The organism is Pseudazoarcus sp. NS20 (genome assembly GCF_059703745.1).
The window spans coordinates 429,925-454,170 of the sequence record NZ_BAAKIY010000004.1; the positions used below are offsets into that span (position 1 = coordinate 429,925).

Annotated in this window: 17 protein-coding genes and 1 pseudogene; 8 read left to right on the forward strand and 10 right to left on the reverse strand. The window is 66.7% G+C overall.

The window, feature by feature from the left end:
- Positions 1-50: 50 nt before the first annotated feature.
- The 4 genes from AC6H0W_RS13795 to AC6H0W_RS13810 all read right to left on the reverse strand — a co-directional run bounded on the left by AC6H0W_RS13795 (position 51) and on the right by AC6H0W_RS13810 (position 5,520).
- Positions 51-2,477, reverse strand: coding sequence for a TonB-dependent siderophore receptor (locus tag AC6H0W_RS13795; RefSeq protein ID WP_497577758.1), 2,427 nt, complete (start codon positions 2,475-2,477; stop codon positions 51-53).
- Positions 2,478-2,602: 125 nt separating this feature from the next.
- Positions 2,603-3,610 carry a FecR domain-containing protein gene (locus AC6H0W_RS13800; RefSeq protein WP_497577759.1) on the reverse strand — a complete coding sequence of 336 codons (1,008 nt, stop codon included), beginning with the start codon at positions 3,608-3,610 and terminating at the stop codon, positions 2,603-2,605.
- On the reverse strand, positions 3,607-4,122 hold the full coding sequence (locus tag AC6H0W_RS13805) for a sigma-70 family RNA polymerase sigma factor (protein ID WP_497577760.1): 516 nt from the start codon (positions 4,120-4,122) through the stop codon (positions 3,607-3,609). The genes AC6H0W_RS13800 and AC6H0W_RS13805 overlap by 4 nt, the downstream gene beginning before the upstream one ends.
- 126 nt (positions 4,123-4,248) lie before the next feature.
- Positions 4,249-5,520, reverse strand: coding sequence for a DUF2254 domain-containing protein (locus AC6H0W_RS13810; RefSeq protein WP_497577761.1), 1,272 nt, complete (start codon positions 5,518-5,520; stop codon positions 4,249-4,251).
- 246 nt (positions 5,521-5,766) lie between these two features.
- On the opposite strand from AC6H0W_RS13810, the gene AC6H0W_RS13815 reads away from it, so the two are divergent.
- The 4 genes from AC6H0W_RS13815 to AC6H0W_RS13830 all read left to right on the forward strand — a co-directional run bounded on the left by AC6H0W_RS13815 (position 5,767) and on the right by AC6H0W_RS13830 (position 9,267).
- Positions 5,767-7,371, forward strand: coding sequence for a PepSY-associated TM helix domain-containing protein (locus tag AC6H0W_RS13815; protein ID WP_497577762.1), 1,605 nt, complete (start codon positions 5,767-5,769; stop codon positions 7,369-7,371).
- Complete coding sequence (locus AC6H0W_RS13820; RefSeq protein WP_497577763.1) at positions 7,368-7,667, forward strand: iron transporter; 300 nt, start codon at positions 7,368-7,370, stop codon at positions 7,665-7,667. Before AC6H0W_RS13815 ends, AC6H0W_RS13820 begins: the two co-directional genes overlap by 4 nt.
- Positions 7,664-8,500 (forward strand): DUF3325 domain-containing protein, encoded by an 837-nt coding sequence (locus tag AC6H0W_RS13825; protein ID WP_497577764.1) that lies wholly within the window; start codon positions 7,664-7,666, stop codon positions 8,498-8,500. The genes AC6H0W_RS13820 and AC6H0W_RS13825 overlap by 4 nt, the downstream gene beginning before the upstream one ends.
- A 110-nt stretch (positions 8,501-8,610) precedes the next feature.
- Positions 8,611-9,267, forward strand: coding sequence for a hypothetical protein (locus AC6H0W_RS13830; protein ID WP_497577765.1), 657 nt, complete (start codon positions 8,611-8,613; stop codon positions 9,265-9,267).
- 164 nt (positions 9,268-9,431) lie between these two features.
- Here AC6H0W_RS13830 and AC6H0W_RS13835 read toward each other — a convergent pair whose 3' ends face one another.
- The 3 genes and pseudogenes from AC6H0W_RS13835 to AC6H0W_RS13845 all read right to left on the reverse strand — a co-directional run bounded on the left by AC6H0W_RS13835 (position 9,432) and on the right by AC6H0W_RS13845 (position 13,407).
- On the reverse strand, positions 9,432-11,840 hold the full coding sequence (locus tag AC6H0W_RS13835) for a TonB-dependent siderophore receptor (RefSeq protein ID WP_497577766.1): 2,409 nt from the start codon (positions 11,838-11,840) through the stop codon (positions 9,432-9,434).
- Positions 11,841-12,289: 449 nt separating this feature from the next.
- A pseudogene (locus AC6H0W_RS13840) lies at positions 12,290-12,898 on the reverse strand (FecR domain-containing protein); the annotation flags it as partial.
- Entirely contained in the window at positions 12,895-13,407 is a 513-nt protein-coding gene (locus AC6H0W_RS13845) for a sigma-70 family RNA polymerase sigma factor (protein ID WP_497577767.1), read from the reverse strand. The gene AC6H0W_RS13845 and the pseudogene AC6H0W_RS13840, both read right to left, overlap by 4 nt.
- 412 nt (positions 13,408-13,819) lie before the next feature.
- On the opposite strand from AC6H0W_RS13845, the gene AC6H0W_RS13850 reads away from it, so the two are divergent.
- From AC6H0W_RS13850 to AC6H0W_RS13865, 4 genes are all read left to right on the forward strand, one after another.
- The gene (locus AC6H0W_RS13850) at positions 13,820-14,218 is read left to right on the forward strand and encodes a transcriptional repressor (protein WP_497577768.1); all 399 of its coding nucleotides are present in this window, start codon (positions 13,820-13,822) and stop codon (positions 14,216-14,218) included.
- A gap of 65 nt (positions 14,219-14,283) precedes the next feature.
- On the forward strand, positions 14,284-15,447 hold the full coding sequence (locus AC6H0W_RS13855; RefSeq protein WP_497577769.1) for an efflux RND transporter periplasmic adaptor subunit: 1,164 nt from the start codon (positions 14,284-14,286) through the stop codon (positions 15,445-15,447).
- Complete coding sequence (locus tag AC6H0W_RS13860; RefSeq protein WP_497577770.1) at positions 15,444-18,593, forward strand: efflux RND transporter permease subunit; 3,150 nt, start codon at positions 15,444-15,446, stop codon at positions 18,591-18,593. Before AC6H0W_RS13855 ends, AC6H0W_RS13860 begins: the two co-directional genes overlap by 4 nt.
- Positions 18,590-21,682: an efflux RND transporter permease subunit gene (locus AC6H0W_RS13865; protein WP_497577771.1), complete on the forward strand. Its 3,093-nt coding sequence runs from the start codon at positions 18,590-18,592 to the stop codon at positions 21,680-21,682. The genes AC6H0W_RS13860 and AC6H0W_RS13865 overlap by 4 nt, the downstream gene beginning before the upstream one ends.
- On the opposite strand, the gene AC6H0W_RS13870 is transcribed toward AC6H0W_RS13865, so the two are convergent.
- From AC6H0W_RS13870 to AC6H0W_RS13880, 3 genes are read right to left on the reverse strand one after another with little or no spacing between them, the layout of a single operon-like run.
- Entirely contained in the window at positions 21,648-22,382 is a 735-nt protein-coding gene (locus AC6H0W_RS13870) for an HAD family hydrolase (protein ID WP_497577772.1), read from the reverse strand. The genes AC6H0W_RS13865 and AC6H0W_RS13870 overlap by 35 nt on opposite strands.
- Positions 22,379-23,158 (reverse strand): DeoR/GlpR family DNA-binding transcription regulator, encoded by a 780-nt coding sequence (locus AC6H0W_RS13875; RefSeq protein WP_497577773.1) that lies wholly within the window; start codon positions 23,156-23,158, stop codon positions 22,379-22,381. The genes AC6H0W_RS13870 and AC6H0W_RS13875 overlap by 4 nt, the downstream gene beginning before the upstream one ends.
- Positions 23,155-24,246 carry an ABC transporter ATP-binding protein gene (locus AC6H0W_RS13880; RefSeq protein WP_497577774.1) on the reverse strand — a complete coding sequence of 364 codons (1,092 nt, stop codon included), beginning with the start codon at positions 24,244-24,246 and terminating at the stop codon, positions 23,155-23,157. Before AC6H0W_RS13880 ends, AC6H0W_RS13875 begins: the two co-directional genes overlap by 4 nt.

The following is a 24,246-nucleotide window of genomic DNA, read 5'->3' on the forward strand; positions in this document are numbered from 1 at the left end:
TCGGGGCGCGAGGTGAAGGGCAGGCCCGACCGAAGCCGGGCCTGCGCGGCTTACCAGTGGTAGCTCAGCGTGGCCGTCATGCGCCGTTCGTCGCCGTAGCGGCAGGTGCCGGCCTCGCAGAACACGTAGTCTTTGTTTGCGAGGTTGCTGACGTTGAGGGCCAGCTCCCAGTTGGCATCGAGCTGGTATTGCGCCATGGCGTCGAACAGCGTGTAGGCGGGCAGTCCCTTGGGTACGCCGGCGGCACGCGAGGTGCCTCTGTATCGGGCGCCCACGCCGGCTTCGAGCTGCGGCAGGCCGAATTTGGCGAAGTTGTAGTCCAGCCACAGGGCGGCCTGGTGGTAGGGCGTTTCGTCGCTGCGCTGGCCGACTTCGGCCGCGTCGGTGCTGCGCGTGATGCGGGCGTCGATGTAGGAATACGACGCGACCATCGAAAGCTGCCGGGTGAGTTCGGCGCGTGCTTCGAGTTCAAGCCCGCGTGACCGTATCTCGCCGACTTGCCGGGGGTCGGTGCCGACGAACTTGAGCACATCGCTTTGCACGAGGTTGAACAGCGCTGCACTGAGCAGCAGGTTGCGGCCTTCGGGCTGATAGCGCACGCCGATTTCATGCTGTTTGCCGCGCGTCGGGCTGAACTGCTGTCCGCCGGCCTCTGCCGCACTCACCGGAAAGAAGGATTCGCTGTAGCTCGCATACGGAGCCAGACCGTTGGCTGCCTTGTAAACCAGGCCGGCGCGCCAGGTGGTGGCGGAATTGTCCTGGTCGGATTTTCCGCCCGTACGATGCACGGTCTGATCCTGCGTCACCCAGTCGTGTCGCCCGCCGAGCAGTACCGTCCAGTGATCGCCCAGATTGATCTGATCCTGGATGTAGACGCCTTTCTGGGCGGTGGTGATCTTCGAGCCGCGGTTGGCGGCCGGAGAGCGGTCGACGACGACGGGCGTGCCGTAGGCATAGGTGCTGAGGTCGAAGGGCGGATTGACGTTGGCGCGGAAGTTGTCCGAGTCGTACACGGTGCGGTAGGCATCCACACCGACGAGCACGGTGTGCTCCATGCCGAGCAGGTTCCATTTCGATTCGACGTTCACGTCGGCCGTGACGGCGCGCGCGCGGTCACGGCGATCGCTGTAGCGGCGGGCGAGCAAGCCCGTGCTGGCGGCGGTGTCGCCTACGCCAGGCACGATCTGCATGTACCGGAACGTGAGGTCCGACTCATACGCGCGCAATTTGTGGCGCACTTTCACGTCGTCGCTGAAGGCATGCTCGAACTCGTAGCCGAGCGCAAAGGATTCGCTGTCCATGCGGTCGTAATCGGGCTCGCCGATGAACTTGTCGCGGCCGATGAAGAACGGCCCGTCGCCCACGCCTTTGGTGAGCTGATATGGCAGCGGCGCGGGAAAGCGCGTGCTGCTCTTCTGGTAATACGACAGCAGCGTGAGAGAGGTGTCGGTGTTCGGCTTCCAGGTCAGCGCCGGGGCGATGTATACGCGGTCGTCGTTGATCTTGTCCTGGGGCGTGTTGCTGTCGCGTACCAGCATGGTGAGGCGGTATGAAAGGTCCGAGTCGGCAATCGGGCCGCTGAAGTCGCCCATCAATTGTTTGCGGTCGTGGTCGCCAAGCTGGATGCCCAATTCGCGCTGGGGGACGTCGGTGGGGCGTTTGCTGACGGTGTTCACCATGCCGCCGGGCGAGAGCTGGCCGTACAGCACCGACGCCGCGCCGCGCACCACCTCGACGCGCTCCACGCCATAGGGCTCCTGAATGCCGTCGTACGAGTTGATCTGCAGGCGCAGCCCGTCGCGCAGCGAGCCGGCGGTGCCGGATTCCACGTCCAGCCCGCGGATGCGGAAGCGGTCGGCGGTGCGGTTGAAGCTGGTCGGGGGGCTGGTGAAACCGGGCGTGTAGTTCAGCGCCTGCGACAGCGTTTCGGCCTGGCGGTCGCGCAACTCGTCACCGGTGACGACAGAGACCGATTGCGGCGTCTCGATCAGCGGCGTGTCGGTCTTGGTGCTGCTGGCACTGCGTTTGGCGACGTAGCCTTGCACCGGCCCCCAGGCGCTTTCATTCACGCCGGTGCCACTGACCACCACGGGGCTGAGTTGCGTGGCGGCACGCGGTGCCGGGTCGAGGGTGATCGTGCCGTCGGCGGTGACGCGGTGGCGCAGGCCGCTGCCTGCGAGGGCGCGTTCGAGCGCTTGTTGGAGTGTCATGGTGCCGCGGAGGGCCTCGGCGCTCTTGCCCCGCGTCAGGGCTGCGTCGGCGGTGAAGCGTGCATTGGCCTGCGCGGCAATGCGCGTGAGCGTGGTGGATAGCGGAGCGGCAGGCAGATCGAAGGTGAAGGTGGCAGCCTGTGCGTGCGCGCTGGCTGGCACGCCGACACCGGCCAGCGGTACGGCCACCAGCGCTGCGTGCAGTGCCAGTGCAAGCAGCCGCGGGCGCAGCGGCGCGCTCAGGGATGAATGGATGCGGGACGACATGACGACTCCGGATGAAAAGTTGAATTTCGTGGTGCTTCATCCGGCTTGCCGAGCATCGGCAAGAAAAGGGAACTCGAAAGCTTGAAGTGAGTGACGAGTAAAGCGGGCGGCCCTGATCGCGCTGTTCAACGCGCTGCAATGCGCAGCGTGGCGCTATCGCTCTGTCGAACCCGCACGGGCAAGGCCTGTTCCAGCGCCATGAGTATCTGCGGCACATTGCGCGCGGGTTGGTCGAAGCGATATACGCCCACCAGACGCAGCTCAGCCACATCCGGTGCCACCTCGATGCGCATCGGCGTATAGCGCGCCAGATCGGCGATGAAACGGCCCAGCGGCACGTCATCGGCCACCAGCAGGCCGCGTGACCAGGCTTCGCGCGCCGCTTCGGCGTGGCTCGGCGGCTGGCTGCCGTCGGCGTCGAAATCCGTCTGCTGTCCGGCGGCAAGCTCACGCCAGGCGCCGCGTGCGGGTTGCACGCGTACTGCTCCGTCAAACACTGCCACGCTGGCCTGTCGCGTACCGCTGCTGACCGAAAAGCGCGTGCCCAGCGCGGTGACACGGCCATGGCCGGTATCCACCATCAGGTCGCGCTGTGGGCTGACGGGGTCTTTCGCCGACGAGATGAAGATTTCCCCACTGCGCAGCAGGATGCGGCGCTCGGCGGCGTTGAAGGCCAGATCCACGGCCGTGGCCGTGCCCAGCGTGAGTTCGCTGCCATCTTCCAGCGTGAGTGTGCGTACTTCGCCCACGGTCGTGCGCAGTGAAGCGGTATGGGTGGCGGCCCGATACCACCACGCTTGCCACGGCAGCAGCGCCCGCCCCAGCACGCCGGCACCAACCGCCACGCCGGTGAGGCCAAGCAGGCCTCCCAATGCGCGGCGGCGCGACTGGCGCCGCGCAGCGGTGATGGCCGAGCGTGCGGCCTCGGACGAGGCGGTGACGCGCCCGAGTTGATCGAAGGGCTGGCTGATGGCCTCGACGCGTTGCCAGGCACGCCGGTGCGCGGGGTTTGCAGCCAGCCATGCGCGCCAGCGGTCGCGGTCGGTGTCGCTGGCCCGGTCGTCGCGCAGCACCGCGAACCACTCGGCAGCTTGGCCGAGCACGGCGTGTTCGTCGGGGCCGGTGGCGTTCATGCTGCGGGAATCAGGTCGGCCAGCAGGCAGGCGTGCATGGCCTGGGCGATGTACTTCTTGACCATGCGCTCACCCACGCCCAGGCGCTCGCCGATTTCGCGATAGCGCAGGCCGTCGATCTGCGCCAGCAGAAAAGCCTCGCGCACCTTGGGTTTGAGGCTGTCGAGCAGGTGGTCGATGCGGATCAGCGCTTCGAGTGCCAATGCCTTGTCTTCGGGCGACGGGGCGAGTTCTTCGGGCAGGGCGGCCAGGGTGTCGAGCCAGGCACGTTCGAGGTCACGGCGGCGCCAGTGGTCGATCAACACGCCGCGCGCGACGGTGGTGAGGTAGGCGCGCGGCTCGCGCAGGCCGGGCAAGGCGGACTCGGGGCGCAGCAAGCGCACAAAGGTGTCGTGCGCCAGATCGGCGGCCTGTTCCGGGCAGCCCAGCTTGTGCCGCAGCCAGCCATGCAGCCAGCCATGGTGCTCACGGTACAGATGGGTGATGCCGTCGGGGGTTGCCGCAATGGTCACGGGATTCTCCACGGATGACCGGCTGGCTGACCCGGAGGCTGGCTTGCTGGATTATTTGGGAATAGTTCTCATTCTACGTGTGGAGTGCGCTACGTCAAACATCTTGCAGCGGGCGGCGAAAATACATCAGCCACCGGCGAGCGTTTCTAGGGCCAGCGCCCGCACGCGGGCCTTGTCGGTGTCGTGTTCCAGCGCGGCTTCGGCGCGGTCGAGGGCCATGCGGGCCTGCTCGCGCGCAGCTTCGCGGAAGTCCGCGTTGCCGATGCGGGCGAGTGCGCGAAGCGACTTCTGCAGGCGTAGCTGGATTTCGACCTGCGCCGCGCCGTCACGGGCGATCAGCATCAGGGCGTCTTGAAACAGATCGGCATTGCGCAACGGGGGTACATGCACCGCCGGGTAGCCGGGTTTCACGTCGGCGGCTTGGTCGCAGCCTTCGGCCCACAGGCTGAGCAGCCGCGTGCAGCGGCCGATCACGTCGATGGCTGTGCCGATGTCGTTCATGGCCGGTGACAGTGCACGCAGCGCGATCTCGCTGAGCACGGCCAGGCCGTAGCGCGGGTCCTGATCGAAGCCACGCTGATCTTCGAGGGTGAAGGTCTCGCGCAGGGTGTCGAGGAGGGCTTGGGTGTCGCCGGAGGCGCCGCGCACATGGGCGAGGGCGCTGTCGGCATACACGAAGGTGCCCGGCAACACCGCCAGGAACACCTGGATATCGTGCTTGGCACAGCATTCGGCCAGCGCGGGCATGTCGATGTGCTGTACGTAGCCGACCTTGGGCGTACGCAGCGCGAGCGCGTCGGCGGGGATCGTGCTTGCGGGGTCGGGCATCGGCTGGCCGCCCAGCCACGGCTCGCGCAGTCGCTCTTCCAGCGACACGCGCGTGGCGTGTTCCACGCGGGCGGTGGTGTCGCCGACACGGCCGAAGTGGGTCAGGTGGTGAATCCAGCGCAGCAGGGATACCACGATGAGGGCAATGACGCAGATGGTGAGCGTGAACAGGATGGCGCGCCCGCGTGGCCCGTAGGCGCCCACCTCAAGCACCACGATGCCGACGATGGCGAACAAAAAGGTGCCGATGAAGGTGGACAGCACGTTCTGCGTGGTGAGGTCTTCGGCCAGCAAACGTGTGGCGCGCGGCGTGACCGTGTTGGTGGCGGCCGTGAAGGCGGACACCATCACCCCGAGCGAAAAGGTGGTGACCGCCAGCATGCTGGTGGCGATGATGTTGAGGATGTTGCCAAGCGCCTCTGCGCCGATGTCGAACGGCGGCTCCCACGAGAAAAAGTGTTCGGCCGCAGCAGCCAGCATTGCCGAGCCAACCCCCAGAAAGCCGATGAAGGCGGCGCGCAACCATAAGCGGCGCGAGATGTGCATCAGGATCCAGTGCCAGCGTGACATCTCGTCATTCCTCGGTGGGGGTGTGAGGAAGGTATGCAAAAACCTCACAGGCCGCAAGGCATGCCACCTCATGGATGGACAATTTGCGAATATGTAAGCAAGTGTTTCTATGTGGCGCTTTTCGAGGTGTTTGTACGGCATCACCAGTAAGGCACGAAGGCTGTGTGGCCGTCGGCCCCTCGCGCGGCATCTCGTTCAGAGGCTGCGCTGTTTTCCGTGAACGAATGAAGCTCCCGAGAGGATTGGATGAAAGATGGTTTTCGCCAGTGCATGGCGTGGCTGCACACCTGGGTAGGTCTGCTGGCGGGTTGGGTGCTGTTCTTCGTGTTCGTGACCGGCACGGCCGGCTATTTCGACGACGAGATCGACCGCTGGATGCGGCCCGAACTGCCGATGGCCGAGAAGGTGGTCGTGCCCGACCGTGGCGCGATGCTGGAGCGCTCGCTCGACCGCCTGGAAAGCGTGGCGCCGGGGGCCAAGTCCTGGCGCATCGAGTTGCCGGGCGAGGCAGTGGCGCCGCGCGGCCCGCGTGGCTTGAGCATTGCGTGGGAGGAAATGCCCGAGTTCGGGCGTGATCAGGGGCGGCGTGGCGACGAGCGATTGGACGTCTCGAGCGGCGAACCGATAGCCGATGTCGAGCCGCGCGACACGCGCGGCGGGCAGTTGCTGTACCGCATGCACTACCTGCTGCATTACATGCCGACGACGGTGGGCATCCTGCTGGTTGGCGTGTGCACCATGATGATGTTCATCGCCATCCTCTCGGGCATCGTCACCCACAAGCAGATCTTCAAGGATTTCTTCACCTTCCGCCCCGGCAAGGGGCAGCGCTCGTGGCTCGATGCCCACAACGTGGTGAGCGTGATGGCGCTGCCGTTCTTCCTGATGATCACGTACAGCGGCTTGATCCTGTTCCCGCTGCAGTACATGCCGGGGGCGGTGTTCACCCTGTATGGCAGTTCGCAGGCCGAAGTGCGTGTCTTCATCGACGAGTTCTTCCAGCTCGACCGCAACCGCATGTTCGAGCCCGTACAGCGCCCGCCGCTGCCGCTGGACGAATTCGTTGCGCGCGGGGAGCAGCAGTGGGGTGCCGGGCAGGTGATCGCGCTCGAAGTGCAACATCCCGAAGATGCGGTGGCGACGGTGACGCTGCAGCGCGTCCACGGGGGCAAGATCGACTTTCGCCAGCCCGAGGAATTGCGCTTTGACGCCGAAAGCGGGGCTGCGCTGCCGCAACTGTCCGGCAAGCACGCCTCCGGCCAGACGCGCAATGTCCTGTATGCCTTGCATGAAGGGCTGTATGCCGGGCCGTGGCTGCGCTGGGTGTACTTCGGCTCCGGGCTGCTCGGCTGCGCGATGATCGGTACAGGTCTGGTGTTGTGGACCGTGAAGCGGCGCAAGCGCCACGAGAAGGGCGCAGACACCGCTTCCATCGTCGATGCGACCGGACTGCGGTTGGTGGAAGTGCTCAACGTTGCGACGCTTGCCGGCCTGCCGGTGGCCGTGGCGGCGTACTTCTGGGCCAACCGCTTGCTGCCGGTAGACATGGCGGACCGCGCGCCTTGGGAGGCGCACGTGATGTTCGCGGTGTGGGGCTGGCTTTTTCTGTATGCCTCGTTGCGTCCGCTGCGCCGCGCGTGGAGCGAGATCCTGTGGCTGGCGGTGGCTGCCTTCGCGCTGCTGCCGGTGCTCAATTACTTCACGACGGATCGCCATCTTGGCGTCACCGTGCCGCATGGCGATTGGGCGCTGGCCGGTTTCGACCTGACCACGCTCGGGTTGGCCGCTGCTTTTCTGTACCTGCTGCGCAAGCTCAAACGCCGCTGGAATCCGACGGAGGGTGCCGCATGAAGCGCATGTCTGAATCCGCCCGACATCGCTGGTCGGTGCTGTCGCGCGTGGTGGCTGCGTCCATCGGAGGCTACGCCTTCACGTGGGCAGCCATCGTGTTTGTGGCGCTGGTATGGCCGTTGCCGCGAGCCGAGGCGGTGGGTGTGGCGACCATGCTGGGGTTCGTGATCTACGCGGCGGTCGCGATGTGGGTGTTCGTCACGCGCTCGGCCGTGCGTGCATGGGTCGGCATTGCGGGCTGGACTGCAATCTTCGTGCTGCTCAACGGCTGGTTGATGGGCGGGGGGGCTGCATGATGGCCCTGGCGCTTTCGATGGTCAGTGTGGCGGCGTTCGTGGCATTGGCGATGTCCATGGATCGGCACGCCCGCGATGTGCTGGGCCGCGCGCCTGTGCCGGCGCGCCGTCTCGTCTTGCGCGTTGTGGGCTGGGTGCTTCTGGGCGTGGCCCTGGTGCTCGGCATGCTGGGTTGGGGGGCGTCGGTGGGCGTCGTCGAGTGGGTGGCCGCGCTGACGGTGGCGACGGTGCCGCTGACCTTGCTGGTATTGCCGCGCTTTGCCGCACGGCGTGGTCCCGCAGCGCGTCGCGTCGCGCCAAGCCTTGATGCGGCGGACGGCCCGATGGTGCGCGGCGTGTCGGGCCGGCTGTGGCGGGGAGTGTGCTGGGCCGGTCTGGCAGCGCTGCCATTGTTCATGGTGTGGGCCTTCACCCAGGTGCCGCCAGCTCCGGTCCAGCGCAGCGATGCCTTGGCCGGCCAGGTCGGGCCGTGGAGTTTCGTCATCGCCGAAATCGAGCAGAAGCCGCCCGTGGCATCGGCTCTGGGTACAGCCATGAAAGGCTTCCAGGTGCGTTTCTGCGAAGCGTGCGACGCGCAGATTCGCGAGGCCTATCTCAAGATTCGCAAACCGCGTTCGCTGCGCGGAGCGGGCATGGTGTTCGCCGGCCCTCCCTGGAAGCGACAGGTGGAGATCCAGATCGCGCCCACGGCACGTGTCGATGACGGTCTGTGGCTCACCGTTGAAGGCATGGATGGCAGCGTGCATCACGTGGAGGTCGACATTGCCCGCCTGTCGCCCGCGACTGCGAGTTTCATGCAAACGGGAGCGGAGCAGCGGGGGGACGCGCCGTAGCTGGGTGCGCCGGGCCCGCGGTGTATCGATTCTTTGCGGGAGGTTTGTTGAGAATTGTTCTCATGGATAATGGCGCCCAGTTTGCAATGCTGGGAACAAAGGAGTCGATGATGAGTGCCCGTTCTGAAGATCGTGCAACGCCTGAAGGGCGCGTGCTGACGGGGCAGTTTGGCGCGCCGGTGCCGGGCCGCGAGACGCTGCTGGTCGAGCAGGCGGCAGAAATCGAGCGCTTGCGGGCCGAGATGATGTGCATGCGTGGCGAAATGATCGTGCAGCGCACCGCGCTGGCTTTTGCCGAAGAAGAGCGCGCGGCGCTCGAAGCGGCCGCGCCTGGCCTGCCGCGTCGCTTCGAGCTGGCGCGTCGTGTGGATTCTTTGGTGGCGCGCATGCAGGATCTGATGCGCGAACGCGGAGTGTCGCGCGCCCCGGCCCGTCCGCGCCTGCTCGGTGGTGTGTTGCCCGGCTTGAGCGGCAAGTCGGTGTTGTGCCTGGGCCGCTCGGAGCACGAAGTCGAGGCGGCGCGTGCCATGATCGAACGCTCCGGCGGCGCCTTCACCTTGCATCCGCCTCCGGCCAGCGCGCGTGATTACGGCGCGTTCGAAGCCTGCCTGGCGGCGGCCGACCTGGTGGTGTGCCAGATCAGCCAGGTCGGGCTCGAAGCGTGCCGGCGTGTGCAGGAGTACTGCCTGCGTGCCGGCAAGCACTGCCTGCTGGTAGGCGGGGCCACGCCGGCTTTGCCGGCGCTGCCGGCCGGCGCATCTGCCTGAAATGGGCCGTCGGCGCCGCGCACCGGGACAAGGCAGAGCCCGGTTTTCGCGGTGTCGTGACACCGTCCCGCCACCACACCCGAAGCCGTACTATCGTTCGTGCGTACGTCAGTCCCTCCGTGCCAACGGCCCCGTGAATCCGGCAGGATGCGGGGCCGCTTCGTTCAGAACTGCCCGCGCAGCGTGAGCATGAAGTTGCGTGGGTCGCCGTAGTAGTTCTGGCGGCCGCCTGCGGTGATGCGCGAGTAGTACTTCTTGTCGAAGAGGTTCTCGGCGTTGAGTGTCAGGGCCCAGTGGGCGTCGAAGCGATAGCTGGCGCTGGCTGAGGCGATGACGTAGCCCCCTTGTTTCCACTGCACCGTACGGTTGCCCGAATACACGCCGCTGCTGTATTCCAGCCCGCCGCCCAGTGCCCAGCCCTGCGTGGGCGTACCTGACAGACGATAGGTGTTCCACAGCTTCACGCTGTGCTCGGGCGTGTCAGGTGAAAAATCCGTGCCCTGTTGGGCGGCCGGCGCTTCGACGTAGCGACTCTTGTTGTAGGCGTAGCCGGTCATCAGGTTCCAGCGCTCGTTGATCTGCCCGCTCAGCTCGACTTCAAAGCCGTGACTGCGCACCTTGCCGGCGTTGATCGAAAAGCCGGGGTTGGCCGGGTCGGCGATGGCGCGGTTCTCGTCGTCGATACGGAAGGCCGCGACGTGCAACAGGGCGCGGCCACCGGCCAGATCCCCTTTCAGCCCGATCTCGTATTGCTTGCCGGTGCGTGGGTCGAGTGCGCCCGAGACGCTCTGCGCACTCTGCGGCTGGAAGATGCCGGCGTAACTGGCGTACACCGAGTACGCCGGAGAGATCTCCTGGATGACGGCGAAGTTGGGCGTGACTTCATTGCGCACGCGGTAGCTGGCGGCCGGGTTGGTCTTGTTGTCGTGCTTCCAGTTGCTCACCCGTGCGCCGACCACCAGTTGGGTGAGGTCGGCGACACGCAGTTGCAGACTGCCGTGTACGCCATGTTGCGTGTTGCGGTGCTCTGTGGGCGGCGTGTCGGGGAACACCGGGCGTGGCAGTGAGTAATCCGGGTCGTAGGCGTTCTGCGGCAGTCCGTTGATCTGTCGGTAGAAGACCCAGCGATTGTGCACGCGCGCATCCGCGCCCACGGTCATGCCGTGTTCCCGCCCGAAGGCGGTGAAGGGGCGGGTGAGGGAGGCGTCCACGCCGGTGTCGCGCATCTTGCCGCGGCTGTAGATCGCTCGCCGCAGCATGTCGCCCGTGGCGGGGTCGATGAAGCTGTCGCCGAAGGCGCTGGACAGCAGGGTGTAGTCGCGATCCGTGTGGCTGAAGCGGATGCGGGCTTCACCGCCGTCTTCCAGGCGGTGCTCGGCCTCGACGAACTGCATGGTGGCCTCTTCGGTCTTCTTGTCCCACGACGAACCCAGAAAGGTCGAACGCGGCAGATCGGCGACCTGCCCGTCGGGATGCTGCGCCAGGCCCATCTGCGGACGGCCGGTCATGCGTTGCGTGGTGATGCCGGCAGATAGCGTGGTGGCATCGCTGATGTCGTATTCGAGCGTGCCATACAGCACCGGCTTGCGGGCGTAGACGTGGTCGATGAAGGATTTGCTGTCTTCATAGACGGCTACGACGCGAGCGCGCAGCCGGCCATCTTCGTCCAGGGCGCCGGTGGCATCCACTTCGCTGCGGTAGCGGTCCCACGACCCGGCTTGCAGCGTGGTGCGCAGCGCCGGGGCAGCCATCGCGCGTTTGCGCACAAGGTTGATGGCGCCGCCGGGTTCGCCCGAGCCTTGCAGAATGCCGGCCGGGCCGCGCATCACTTCAAGTCGGTCGTACAGCGCCAGATCGAATAGCGACGTTCCCCACATTCCCATGCCGGTCTGCACCGCGGAGCCGTCGATCTGGATCGAATCAAGCTGGAAGCCGCGGGCGGAGATTTCGGCGGTGCCGCTGCCGAAGTCGGTTGCGGTCATGCCCACCGTCTGGCGCATGGCGCCGGCCACGCTGGTGAGATTCTGGTCTTCCAGGCGCTGCCGCGTGACGACGCTGATCGACTGCGGAATGTCACGCACCCGCTGCGTGCCCTTGCCGATGGTGACGGCGGTGGAGGCGTAGCCCGTGTGGTGCTCGGTGGTGGGCGACGGGGCGGCAGCGGTGACGTTGATCGGCGCCAGCGTGGTTTCGCCGTGCGGGCGTTCACGCAGCAGGTAGTTGCCTCCGCCACGATGCATGGCTTCGAAGCCGCTTCCCTCCAGCAGCAGCGCAAAACCCTGTTCGACGCTGAATTGACCTTGCAGGCCCTGCGACTGGATGCCGCGCAGGTTCGCGGCATTGAAGGTGAGTGCCACGCCGGCGTCGCCGGCAAAGCGTGCCAGTACGTCGCTGAGCGTGCCGGCGGCAATGTCGAAATGGCGCGAATCCCTCTGCTCGGCGGCTGGTGGCGTGCGCGGCGCAGGCTGCGCCACGGCGGGCCAGGCCGTGGCTGCGGTGAGGCCGATCAGTGCGCAGTGGAGGGTTCGCCGCAGCGGATGCCGGGCGGGCGGTGGCGTGTTGCGCGAAGTCATGCGGGCTCCTTGGTCTCGAGTGTGTGTGTCGATGACCGAGGGCCGATGCAGGCGCCCGGAAAGTGCACCCGGAGCGAAATATCTTTTCAAGCCACGGGCGTCAGGCTCAGCCACAACTGCGTGAAGCGCGTGATGCGCACGGGGAATGCGGCAGCGATGAGGTCGAAGGCACGGTCGGTGTCATCGAGCGGGAAAGCGCCGGAGATGGCGATTTGCGCGATGCGCGGGTCGCAGGAGACGTGGCCGCGCCGGTAACGTGCGAGCTCGGCGGCCAGCTCGCCGAGCGGCTGGTCGACGGTGACCAGGCGGCCCTCTGTCCAGCTTTCGGCTGCCGGCGTCGTGGCCTCGACGTGCTCCGCACCGTTGGCGTGGTAGCGCAAGCGGCTTCCCGCATGCACCAGCACCGGTGGCTGCGTGCGGGCGGACGTGGTGACCTGTACGGACGAGCGCAGCACCGACACGCAGCTTGAACCGGCATCGGTGCGCACGCTGAAGCGCGTGCCGAGGGCTTCGACCTGGCCGTGCCGGGTCTCGACGATGAACGGGCGAGGCGCTTGTCCAGAGGCGTCATGACGGGCGGTTTCAACCAGGATGCGCCCGGCATGAAGCTGCAGCAGGCGCTGTCGGGTGTCGAAGTGCACGTCGGCGGCGCTGCCGGTATCGAGCGTGACGGCCGAGCCGTCGGCCAGCATCACGCGGCGGCGCTCACCGGTGGCGGTGCGCAAGTCGGCACGCCATTGCGCGGTGGGTGCCGCACGGTACGTGCCCCATGCCACGGGGGCCACGAGCGCTGCGATGGCCAGTGAGCGGAGCACGGTGCGGCGTGCCTGCAGGCGGCCGAGCGTCGGTGCGGCCAGGCCGGCGGGCACGTTGCGGGCGCCGTTGCAGACGGCTTCCACCTCCTGCCAGGCGCTGCGGTGCTCGGGTGCGGCCGCGAGCCAGGCGCGCCAGGCGTTGCGGTCGGCCTCCGATGCCGAGGGGTCGCCCAGGCGTGCATACCAAAGTGCGGCGGCGCGTATCGCCTCGCGCAGGGCGGGGGGAGCGGAAGGGGTGTTCATGTCTGGTGCAGGCGATACAGGCAGCAATGTTCCATGGCCGTGGCCATGTACTTGTTGACCGTGCGTACGGAAATGCCGAGTTGCGCGGCGATCTGCGGGTAGGTCAGGCCGTCGCACTGCGAGAGCAGGAAGGCCTGACGCACCCGCGCCCCGAGGCCGGCCAGCATGGCGTCGATCTCGAGCAGGGTTTCAAGGATCAGCGCGCGGGTTTCCGGTGACGGCCACTGTGGCTCGGGGAGCGAGGCGAGGAGTTCGAGGTAGTGCTCCTCGAGCGCCCGGCGACGATACAGATCGACCACGAGGCCACGTGCGATGGTCGCCAGATACTGGCGTGGCTCGCGGATTTCCTGCGCGTTGCGCGCACGCATGACCCGCACGAAGGTGTCCTGGGCCAGATCCGCTGCGTCGAAGCGGTTGCCGAGCTTGCGTCGCAGCCATCCGCTGAGCCAACCGTGGTGGTCGGAATACAGCGTGTGCAGCGTGTGCCTGGCATCAATGGGGTGTGTCATGAGACGTGCGGCGGTGGCATTGCCGAGAGATAATTGTAATGAGAATCGATATCAATCATAATCCAGCCGCTTTGTCACGGTAAAGCCGAATGCGGCCGATTGTGGTTTTCTCGGTATGCGCAAGGCTTGTAACAAAGTGTGTGAACGCGCTCGTTTTGGCGCTCTCGAACGACATGTGAATTAGAGGTCCGGCGTTTTCTGCTTGCGCGAAGTGATGCGGAGCAGGGTGGCGGGTCGGTCGTCAGAATGACTCGAGAGGATTGCCATGCGTGCTTCGCCGAATGTTTCATCACGAACCGCCGTTCCATCAGCGACCTTGTCGCGAGCCTCGCTTGCGCGGCGCTCCCGCCGCGCTGTGCAGGGCGTCGAGCCGGGATTGCGGGAGGCCCAGGCCGCGCTTGAGCAGGCCGGGGTGCGCGCAACTCAGACGCGTTTGCTCGTGTTCAGTGTGTTCGTGCGTGGCGTGCGTGAAGCCATGCCGGCAGATCGCGTGTTGAAGGCCTTGTTCGAGCGAGGTGAGGTGTTGTCGCTCTCGACGGTGTATGCCGCACTGCGCCAACTTGATGCGGCGCGCCTGATCATCAGTCGCTACGAAAACGGGCGGCGGGTGTATGAAGAGGCCGGCACGCTGCCCTCGGCGCGGGTGGCGTGTGACGTGTGCGGCACGGAGCGGGTTTTGCGGGATGCGCGGCTGGATGCGCTGTTGCGTGAAGTCGTGAGCGGCGCAGGATTCGCGCTTGGCGATTATCGCTTGTTGGTGAGCGTGACATGCGGTGAGGGATGTCCGGTATGCCGCAAGCGCAAGCCTTAGGGCTGGCGTCGAGCGTGTGACGGAAACGCCGCACCATCGTCGGTGCGGATAACGAAAGACTGAGAATGATTGAATCTCGAATGCGTCGGAGGCCGACGCGCAGCCTCATCGTGGTGGGGCTGGTGGCGTGCTTGGTGGGTGCCGGCGTGTGGTGGATGACGCGTGATGCGGCACCAGCGCCCTCTGCGCCATTCAATGCGTGGAGCGCTCCGGTGCCCGTGCGGACAGTGCCGGCCGAAGCCGGGGCCCTGGAGCTCAGTCTGCATGCGGTGGGCGACGTTACGCCGTTGGCCGCGGTGGCGGTGAGCAGCCGCGCGGCAGGCCCGTTACGGCGCGTGTTCTTTTCCGAGGGGCAGGCGGTAGAAGCCGGCGAGGTGCTGGCGGAGGTCGATGCTGAGCCTTACCGCGTGGCCTTGGCCGAGGCGGAGGGTGATCTGGCCCAGGCGGTGGCGCGGCGGCGCAATGCCGAGCGTGAGCTGGCGCGTGCGCAGGCCTTGCTGAAAGAAGATTCGATTGCCAGCCAGCAGGTCGATGCGGCCGAAGCTGCTGCACTCGAATCCCGCGCGGCGGTGCTCTCTGCTGAGGCCCGCGTGGCCGAGGCGCGCATGCAACTGGGCTGGACGCGCATCGAGGCTCCCATCAGCGGCAGGCTCGGTCTGCGTGGTATCGATGTGGGCAACGTGATGGTCGCCAATGACTCCGAACTGGTGAGCATCGTGCAAATGCGGCCCATCGGTGTGCGTTTCAGCATCCCCGGTCACGAGCTTGCAGACGTGCGAGCGGCCCTGCGCGAGGGGCGCTCGCTTGTGGTGGATGCATTCGCCCGCGGTGGTCGGACCCTGCTGGCCAGTGGCGTGCTGGATGCGGTGGACAACCGCATCGACGTGCAGACCGGCACGGTGCGCATGAAGGCTGAGTTCGCCAACGAGGACGAGGCGCTGTTCCCTCACCAGTTCGTGAATGTGCGGTTGCGCGTGGGGGTGGATCGCGAGAGCGTGACGATTCCCGCCGATGCCGTGCAATACGGTGCGCGCGGCCAGTATGTGTATGTGATCGAGCAGGGCAAGGCGCGCGTGCGCCAAATCGAAGTCGGGCGCGTGAATGACGGCCGCGTGGCGATTCTCGACGGTTTGGTGGAGGGTGAGGCGGTCGTGCTGGAGGGGCTCGACCGTTTGCGCGATGGACGCGAGGTGGTGCTCGACAGCAATGCCGACGGCGCTGCGCAATGAGCCTGTCGCGCCCGTTCATCCTGCGGCCGGTGGCGACCACGCTGCTGACCATCGCCATGCTCGTGGCCGGTTTGCTGGCGTGGCGCATGTTGCCGGTGGCGGCCTTGCCCAGCGTCGATTATCCGGTGATCCAGGTCATGACCTTCCGCATCGGCGCATCGGCCGACGTGGTGGCACGTACCGTCACGGCGCCGCTGGAGCGCCGGCTGGGACAGATTCCGGGTTTGCGGCAGATGTCGTCCACCAGCTCCGCCGGTGCTTCGGCCATCACCCTGCAGTTTTCGCTTGAAGTCGACATCGGCGTGGCCGAACAGGAAGTGCAGGCCGCCATCAATGCGGCTTCCAGCCTGCTGCCCAATGACCTGCCCACGCCGCCGGTGTATCGCAAGGTCAATCCGGCCGATGCGCCGATCCTGACATTGGCCGTTTCGTCGGCGACCTTGCCGCTCACCGAGTTGCATGACCTGGTCGATACGCGCATCGCGCAGAAGCTCGCGCAGTTGTCCGGCGTGGGCATGGTCAGCCTGGCTGGCGGTCAGCGCCCCGCGGTGCGCATCCAGGCCGACCCGCGCGCTCTGGCTGCGCATGGCCTGACGCTGGAAGCGCTGCGCTCGGCGGTGTCCGCGGCCAACTCGAGCCAGCCCAAGGGCAGCCTCGACGGCCCGTACCGTTTCGTGATGATCGAGGCCAACGACCAGATCCGTTCGCTGGACGATTACCGCGCGTTGATCGTCGCCTGGCGTGACGGTGCGCCGCTGCGGCTGGGCGATGTGGCCACCGTGGAAGAGGGGGCGGAAGATCGTTTCCAGGCCGCCTGGGCCGGCGTGTGCCGTGCGCCCGACGGCGGGGCCGCCGTCGAGTGCGCGCAGGGCGAGGCGGTGCAGGTGCCGGCGGTGCTGATCAACGTGCAGCGTCAGCCCGGTGCCAACGTCATCGACGTGGCCGAGCGCGTGCGCGAGATACTGCCGCGCCTTACCGCCACCTTGCCGGCGGCGGCGGATGTGGCCGTCCTGACCGACCGTACCGAGTCCATCCGCGCCTCGGTGTGGGGGGTGCAGAAAGAACTGATGTTCGCGGTGACCCTGGTCGTGCTGGTGACCTTCGTGTTCCTGCGTCGCGTGTCGGCGACGCTTATCCCGAGCGTCGCCGTGCCCTTGTCGCTGGTGGGCACCTTTGCGTTCATGTATCTGGCGGGTTTTTCGGTCAATAACCTCAGCCTGATGGCGCTGACGATTGCCACCGGCTTCGTGGTGGATGACGCCATCGTGATGCTGGAGAACATCGCCCGCCATCGCGAGGCGGGTGAAACCCCGCTGCAGGCTGCGCTGAAAGGGGCGTCAGAAATCGGCTTCACTCTGGTGTCGCTGACCTTCTCGCTGGTGGCCGTGCTCATTCCGCTGCTGTTCATGGGCGATGTGGTGGGGCGTCTTTTCCGCGAGTTCGCGGTGGCGCTGGCCGTGGCCATCCTGATCTCGCTGGTGGTGTCGCTGACGCTGACGCCGATGATGGCCGCGCGCATGCTGGGCGAGGCGCAGGGGCAGGGCGAGGCCGAGCCGGGCACCGGCGACGGCTTTTTCGACCGCCTGTTGCGGCGCTACGGCGTATGGCTGGACTGGGTGCTGGCGCGCCAGACCGCCACGCTGCTGGTGCTGCTGGCCACGCTGGGGCTCACCGCGGTGCTCTACGTGACGGTACCTAAGGGCTTCTTCCCGGTGCAGGACAGCGGGGTGATCCAGGTCATCAGCGAAGCGCCGCAGGGTGTGTCCTTCGGCACGATGGCCAGGCGTCAGCAGGCGCTGGCCGAGGTGGCGCTGGCCGACCCGGACGTGGTGGGGCTTTCATCGTTCATCGGCATCGATGGCGGCAATGCCACGCTCAACAGCGGGCGCATGCTGGTGAATCTGAAACCGCACGGCGAGCGTGCCGACAGCGCGGAGCGCATCGGGCGCAGGCTGTCGGCAGCGATGGCGGACGTGGCTGGCATCGAAGCCTGGCTGCAGCCCGTGCAGGAGCTGTCGATTGAAGACCGCGTGAGCCGCACTCAGTACCAGTTCACGCTGTCCACGCCGGATGAGGACGAGCTGGTGGAATGGGTGTCTCGCGTGCTCGACGCGCTGGCCAGACAGCCCGCACTGATCGACGTCGCCACCGATCTGCAGCGCAACGGGCGCCAGTTGTTCGTCTCCATCGACCGTGATGTTGCCGAGCGCCACGGCGTGCGCACGTCAGACATCATCGACGCGCTGCACTCGGCCTACGGTCAGCGCCAGATCGCCACCTTGTTCACGCAGGCCAACCAGTACCGTGTGGTGCTGGAGGCCGAGCGCACGCGCACACCCGGCCCGGACGCATTGGATGCGCTGCACGTGGCCGCGGCCGATGGCACGCCGGTGCCGCTGGCGGTGCTGGCGCGTTTCGAACAGCGTCCGGTGGCGCTGGCCATTCACCAGCAAGGGCAGTTTCCCGCCGTCACGCTGTCGTTCAATCTGGCGCCGGGCGTGTCGCTGGGCGAAGCGGTGGAAACCATCGAGCTCACCCTGGCGCAGATCGGCCTGCCGACGTCGATCGACATGCGCTTCCAGGGGGCGGCGGAGGCGTTCCGCGCCTCGCTTGCCAATACCTTGTGGTTGCTGCTCGCCGCAGTGCTGACGATGTACATCGTGCTCGGCGTGCTCTATGAAAGCACCATCCACCCGCTGACCATCCTGTCCACCCTGCCGTCGGCCACCGTGGGCGCGCTGGCGGCCTTGCACCTGTCGGGGCGTCCGCTCGACCTGATCGCGGTGATCGGCATCGTGTTGCTGATCGGGCTGGTCAAGAAGAACGGCATCATGATGGTGGATTTCGCGCTGGATGCGCAGCGTCGGCTCAAGATGTCGCCGCATGAGGCCATCCGGCGTGCGGCCCTGCTGCGTTTCCGCCCCATCCTGATGACCACCCTGGCCGCGTTGGTGGGGGCAATCCCGTTGATGCTGGCTTCCGGCTCGGGTGCCGAGCTGCGCCAGCCGCTCGGCATCGTGATGGTCGGCGGGCTGCTGGTGAGCCAGGTGCTGACCGTGTTCACCACGCCGGTGGTGTATCTGCTGTTCGACCGTCTGTCGCGTCGCTGGCAGGGGCAATCCGCGGTGCCGGAGCGGGCTGCGTGAAAGCGCTGGCGAGTTTGTTCGTGCGGCGCCCGGTGGGCGCCTGCCTGCTCGCGCTGGCGCTGCTGATGTGCGGCTTGCTGGCGTTGCGTCTGCTGCCTGTGGCGCCTTTGCCGCAGGTCGACATGCCGGTGATCGAGATCAGCGCAAACCTGCCGGGCGGCAGCCCCGAGACCATGGCGCGCAACGTGGCGGCGCCGCTGGAGCGTGCCTTGGGCGCCATCGCCGGCATCGTCGAGATGACGGCTTCGGCTTCCCAGGGCTCGGTGCGCGTGCGCCTGACCTTCGAACTGGACCGCAACATCGACGACGCCGCGCGCGAGGTGCAGGCGGCCATCAATACCGCCGTCAGTCAGCTTCCGGCCGGCATGCCGGGCACACCGACTTACCGCAAGGTGAATTCCTCGCAGGCGCCGATCATGGTGCTGGCGTTGTCGTCGCCCAATCTGGCCCCCGGCCATCTGTATGACCTGGCCTCGACCATCCTGGCGCAGAAGATCTCGCAGATTCCCGGCGTGGGTGAGGTGACGGTGGGCGGCAGCGCACTGCCGGCGGTGCGCGTGCAGCTTGATCCGGACAAGCTGGTGTCGCTGGGCGTGGCGCTCGATGAGGTGCGGCGCGCGATTGCCGATGCGGATGCCCAGTTGCCGCTGGGCGTGGTCGAGGCCGGTGAGCGGCGCTGGGAGATCGGCGCCGGGCCGGATCTGCGCACCGCCGAAGATTTCCGCCGTCTCGTGATCCGCCACGAAGACGGCGCCATGTTGCGCCTGTCCGACGTGGCCCGGGTTTCCGACGGTGTCGAAAACCGCTATGCGAGCGGCTACCACAATCGCGCCCCGGCAGTGTTGCTGACCGTGAACCGCCAGCCGGGCGCGAACATCGTCGCCACCATCGACAGCATCCGTGACGGCATGCCAGAGCTGCTGGCCTTGATGCCGGCGGACACCGAGCTGAGCGTGGTGGTGGACCGCTCACCCGGCATCCGTGCCTCGCTCGGCGAAGCGTGGCTCACGCTGTGGATCGCCGGCGCCCTGGTGGTGCTGGTGGTCTGGGGCTTTCTGGGCAACCTGCGCGCTGCGGCCATTCCGAGTCTGGCGGTGCCGGTGTCGCTGGTGGGCACTTGCGCGCTGATGTACCTGGCGGGCTTCTCGCTCAACAACCTCAGCCTGATGGCGCTGATCGTGGCCGCCGGGCTGGTGGTGGATGACGCCATCGTGGTGGTCGAGAACATCGAGCGCCACATTGCCAACGGCATGCGTCCCTATCGTGCCGCCATCCTGGGTGTGCGCGAGGTGGGCTTCACCCTGCTGGCGATGAATCTCGCCTTGATCGTGGTGTTTGTCTCCATCCTGTTCATGGGCGGCGTCGTGGAGCGCCTGTTCCGTGAATTCTCGCTGACGCTGGTGATGGCCATGCTGGTGTCGCTGGCGGTGTCGCTTACTCTGACGCCGGGCCTGAGCGGCCATCTGCTGCGCGCCCGCGGTGCGCGTGACGATGGCCGCATCGGTGCAATGGCGCACCGCGCCTTCGCGCAGCTGCAGCACGGCTATGCCGTCAGCCTGGGCTGGGCGCTGCGCCACGCGTGGGCAATCTTGCTCATCCTCGGCGCGGTGGTGGCGCTCAATCTGTGGCTCTACAACGCGGTGCCGAAAACCATGCTGCCGCAGCAGGATACCGGCCAGTTACACGGGCTGGTACGCGGTGACGACGGGTTTTCGTTCCAGGTGATGCAGCCCAAGATCGATCGCATGCGCGACTACCTGCTGACCGATCCGGCAGTGGCCGAGGTCGTGACCACCAGCGGTGGCAGCGGTGGCGGTGTGAGCAACGGTTGGTTGATGGTGCGCCTGAAGCCGCTCGCCGAACGCGGTGAAAGCGCCCAGGTGGCGCTGGAGCGCTTGCGTCGCAATGCCCCGCGCGAACCGGGGGCCGTGTTGATCCTCGGTGTCGCCCAGGATCTGCAATTGTCCACGCCCTTCGGCAGCCGTGGCGAGGAGCTGCTGTTGCTGGGGGACGATCTGCCCCGTCTTGTGGAGTGGATGCGCAAGGTGGCCGACGGCATGCGTGGTTTGCCCGAACTGGCCGACGTCGATGATTTCGGCAACGAGGAGGCGCAACAGGTGGTGGTCGACATCAACCGGGAGGCCGCCGCACGTCTGGGCGTGGACACCGAGCTGGTGGCCAACCTGATGAACAACGCCTTCTCGCAGCGGCAGGTGGCTACGCTGTATGGCCGCCTCAACCAGTACCGCGTGGTGATGGAGCTGGAGCCGCGTCACACGGCCGACGCCAGCGTACTCGAACGCCTGCAGGTGATCACCGGCGATGGCGGGCGGGTGCCGTTGTCGGCGTTCATCGACTACCGCAACGAACTGACCGGTGATCGCGTGCACCACGCCGACCAGTTTGCGGTGGTGGGGGTGGAATACGAACTCGCCGAGGGCGTCACGGCCTTCGAAGCGCAACAGGCCATCGACGGCCTGCTGGCGCGGCTGATGCTGCCCACCGACATCATTGCGCGCCCCGGTGGTGAAGGGCGCAGTCTGCAGCAGACCTTGCAGGATCAGCCGTGGCTGATCTTCGGTGTGCTGGTGGCGGTGTATCTGGTGCTCGGCGTGCTGTATGAAAGCACCCTGCATCCGCTGACGATTTTGTCGACGCTGCCCTCGGCCGGCGTAGGAGCCTTGCTGGCGCTGCATTTGGGCGGCATCGAATTCAGTCTGATCGCCTTGCTGGGGCTGTTCCTGCTGATCGGGGTGGTGATGAAGAACGCCATCCTGATGATCGATTTCGCGCTCGATGGCGAGCGCCGCCTGCGTCTCGGGTCGCTCGAATCGATCCAGCGTGCCGCGCTGCTGCGCCTGCGGCCGATCCTGATGACCAACCTGGCGGCGCTGCTGGCCGCATTGCCGCTGGCGCTGGGCGTGGGCGAGGGGGCGGAGTTGCGACGCCCCTTGGGTGTCGCCATCGTTGGTGGCTTGGCCGTCAGCCAGTTGTTGACGCTGTACACGACGCCGGTGGTGTACCTGCTGCTGGATGGTCTGCGCACACGCTTTTCTACACGTGAGCGCCCGGTAGTGTCGGCGTCGTGAGGTGTGCGCCCCCCCTCAGCGACAGAATCGGCCAGTCGTTCGTTCCGGCTTCGACTCGCAGGATGGGGTCGGGGTCGACGGCCACCGGCTGGCTGACGCGGCGCAGCAGTGGCAGGTCGTTGCACGAGTCGCTGTAGAACCAGCTCCGGCGGAAGCTGCTCAGATTCAGCCCTTGGGGGGCCAGCCATTCGTCCAGACGTGTGATCTTGCCTTCGCGGAAGGCCGGAGCGCCAATCGCATGGCCGGTGAAACTGCCGTCCGGCGAGTGTTCCAGCCGTGTGGCGATGAGGTGGGGAATGCCCAGCTCGCGCGCGATGGGCGCAGTGAGGAAATCGTTGGTGGCGGTGAGCAGAGCCACCATTGCTCCGTTTTCCAGATGCGATGAAACAAGGTGCCGTGCTGCGGGGCGGATCATCGGCAGTATGACGTCACGCTGGAAGCGCGCATTCCAGTGGTCGAACCATGTACGTGGCTGATGCCTGAGCCGCCGTACCGGAGCAAGGTGCAGTTCGAGAAAGGCGGCGGCGTCCAGTGTGCCGGCGTTGTAGGCGGCCTCGAATACGCTGCGTTCGTGCTGCTGGGTGCTGCTGTCGAGGTGGCCGTGTGCGGCGAGGAATTCGGTCCATGCGATTTCCGAATCGCCTTCCAGCAGCGTGCCGTCCAGGTCGAACAACACCAGTTCGTCGGGGGTATGGCTCATTGGTTGTCACCTGCAAGCACGCACGTATCTGCCCGCAGAGCATCGTGAATCCACGGCGGCGCTGCGGTATCGCTGACGAAGACATCCACCGCGTCCAGCCCGCAGGTGCGCAGCAGCCCGCTGCGGCTGAACTTCGATGAATCCGCCAGCAACACGATCTGCGCCGCACGCGGCATGAGCAGGGACTTGAATTCGGCCTCGTACAGGTCGAAATCCATGCAGTCGCCGTTTTCGGCCAGTGCGGCGACCGACATCACGAAACAGTCCGGCGCAAAGCGCGCAGCGAAGTCGATGGCGCTGCGGCCGACGATGGTCATGTCGGCGGCGCGCAACTCGCCACCAGGCACGATGATGCGGTTCTCCTGGCCGCCTTCCGCGAGGATGCGCGCGGCTTCCAGCGACAGCGTGATCACTGTCAGCCCGCTGCGTCGCGCCAACCGTCGTGCCACGAAACAGGCGGTGCTGCTGTTGTCGAGGAACAGCGTGGCAGCGTCCGGCACGGTGCGCTCGAAGGCCTGGGCGATGCTCTCCTTGGCGAGCGCCTGGGTGCGCAGGCGCTGGGCGAACGGTGGCTCGCTGTTGTCGGCGCGCAGGCGCACGCCGCCGTGGTATTTCTCGACCGTGCCGTCTCGCGCCAGCATGCGCAGGTCACGCCGGATGGTCTGATCGGAGACGTCCAGCTCGCGGGCGAGGTCCAGCGTGCTGCGCGCCGGGGCCTGGGCGAGGCTGTCGAGAATGCGTTGCTGGCGGGCGTTGAGAACGGGGGTGCTGGTCATGCGTGGCGGTGTCCGGTGGTGGCGTCGAACAGGCGTGCGCGGCGGGCGTCGAGGCCGATGCGCACGCGGTGTCCGTGTTGCGGCAGGTGTTCGGTGCCGATGCGGGCCACCACGCGGTGTGCGCCCACGCGGATCTCGGCCAGCGCGTCGGCGCCGAGCAGTTCGATGCGTTCGATGGTGCCGTCGGCCACGGTGTCGCCAGGCGGGGTGGCGTCGGCGGAACTCACCGAGATTTCTTCCGGCCGCAGGCCGAGCAGCATGCCGGTGGTGAGCGCCGGCAGCGTGCAGCCGGCAAGCAGCAGGTCGAAACCATCCGCATCGGCTACCACGCCGCCCGCCACCGGACGCCCGGTGACCGGCAGCAGGTTCATTTCCGGCGCGCCGATGAACGACGCGACGAAGGTGTTGGCCGGCTGGCGGTATACCTCCATCGGTGTGCCGTATTGCTGCAGGCGCCCGCCGGACATCACGGCGATGCGGGTGCCGAGCGTCATGGCCTCGACCTGATCGTGGGTGACGTAGATCACCGTCAGGCCCAGTTCGGCATGCAGGCGCTTGAGTTCGGCGCGCATGTGGTTGCGCAGCTTGGCATCGAGGTTGGACAGCGGCTCGTCGAACAGGAACACCTTGGGCTTGCGCACCAGCGCTCGGCCGATGGCCACACGCTGGCGCTGGCCGCCGGACAGCTCGTTGGGTTTGCGCTCGAGCAGCTCGGTGATGCGCAGGATGTCGGCGGCTTCACGCACGCGGGCGTCGATCTGCTGCTTCGACAGGCGCGTGGTCTTCATCAACCCGAAGGCCATGTTGCGATGCACCGTCATGTGCGGATACAGCGCGTACGACTGGAACACCATGGCGATGTCGCGCTGCTGCGGCGGGGCGTCGGTGACGTCCTTGCCGTCGATCAGCAGGCGGCCGGCGCTGATGTCCTCCAGCCCGGCGACCATGCGCAGCGTGGTGGATTTGCCGCAGCCGGACGGGCCGACCAGCACGGTGAAGTCGCGGTCTTCGATTTCCAGGTTGAGGTCGTGCACCACGGCGTTCTTGCCGTAGGCCTTGTGGATGGATTGCAGTGAGATGTGGGCCAT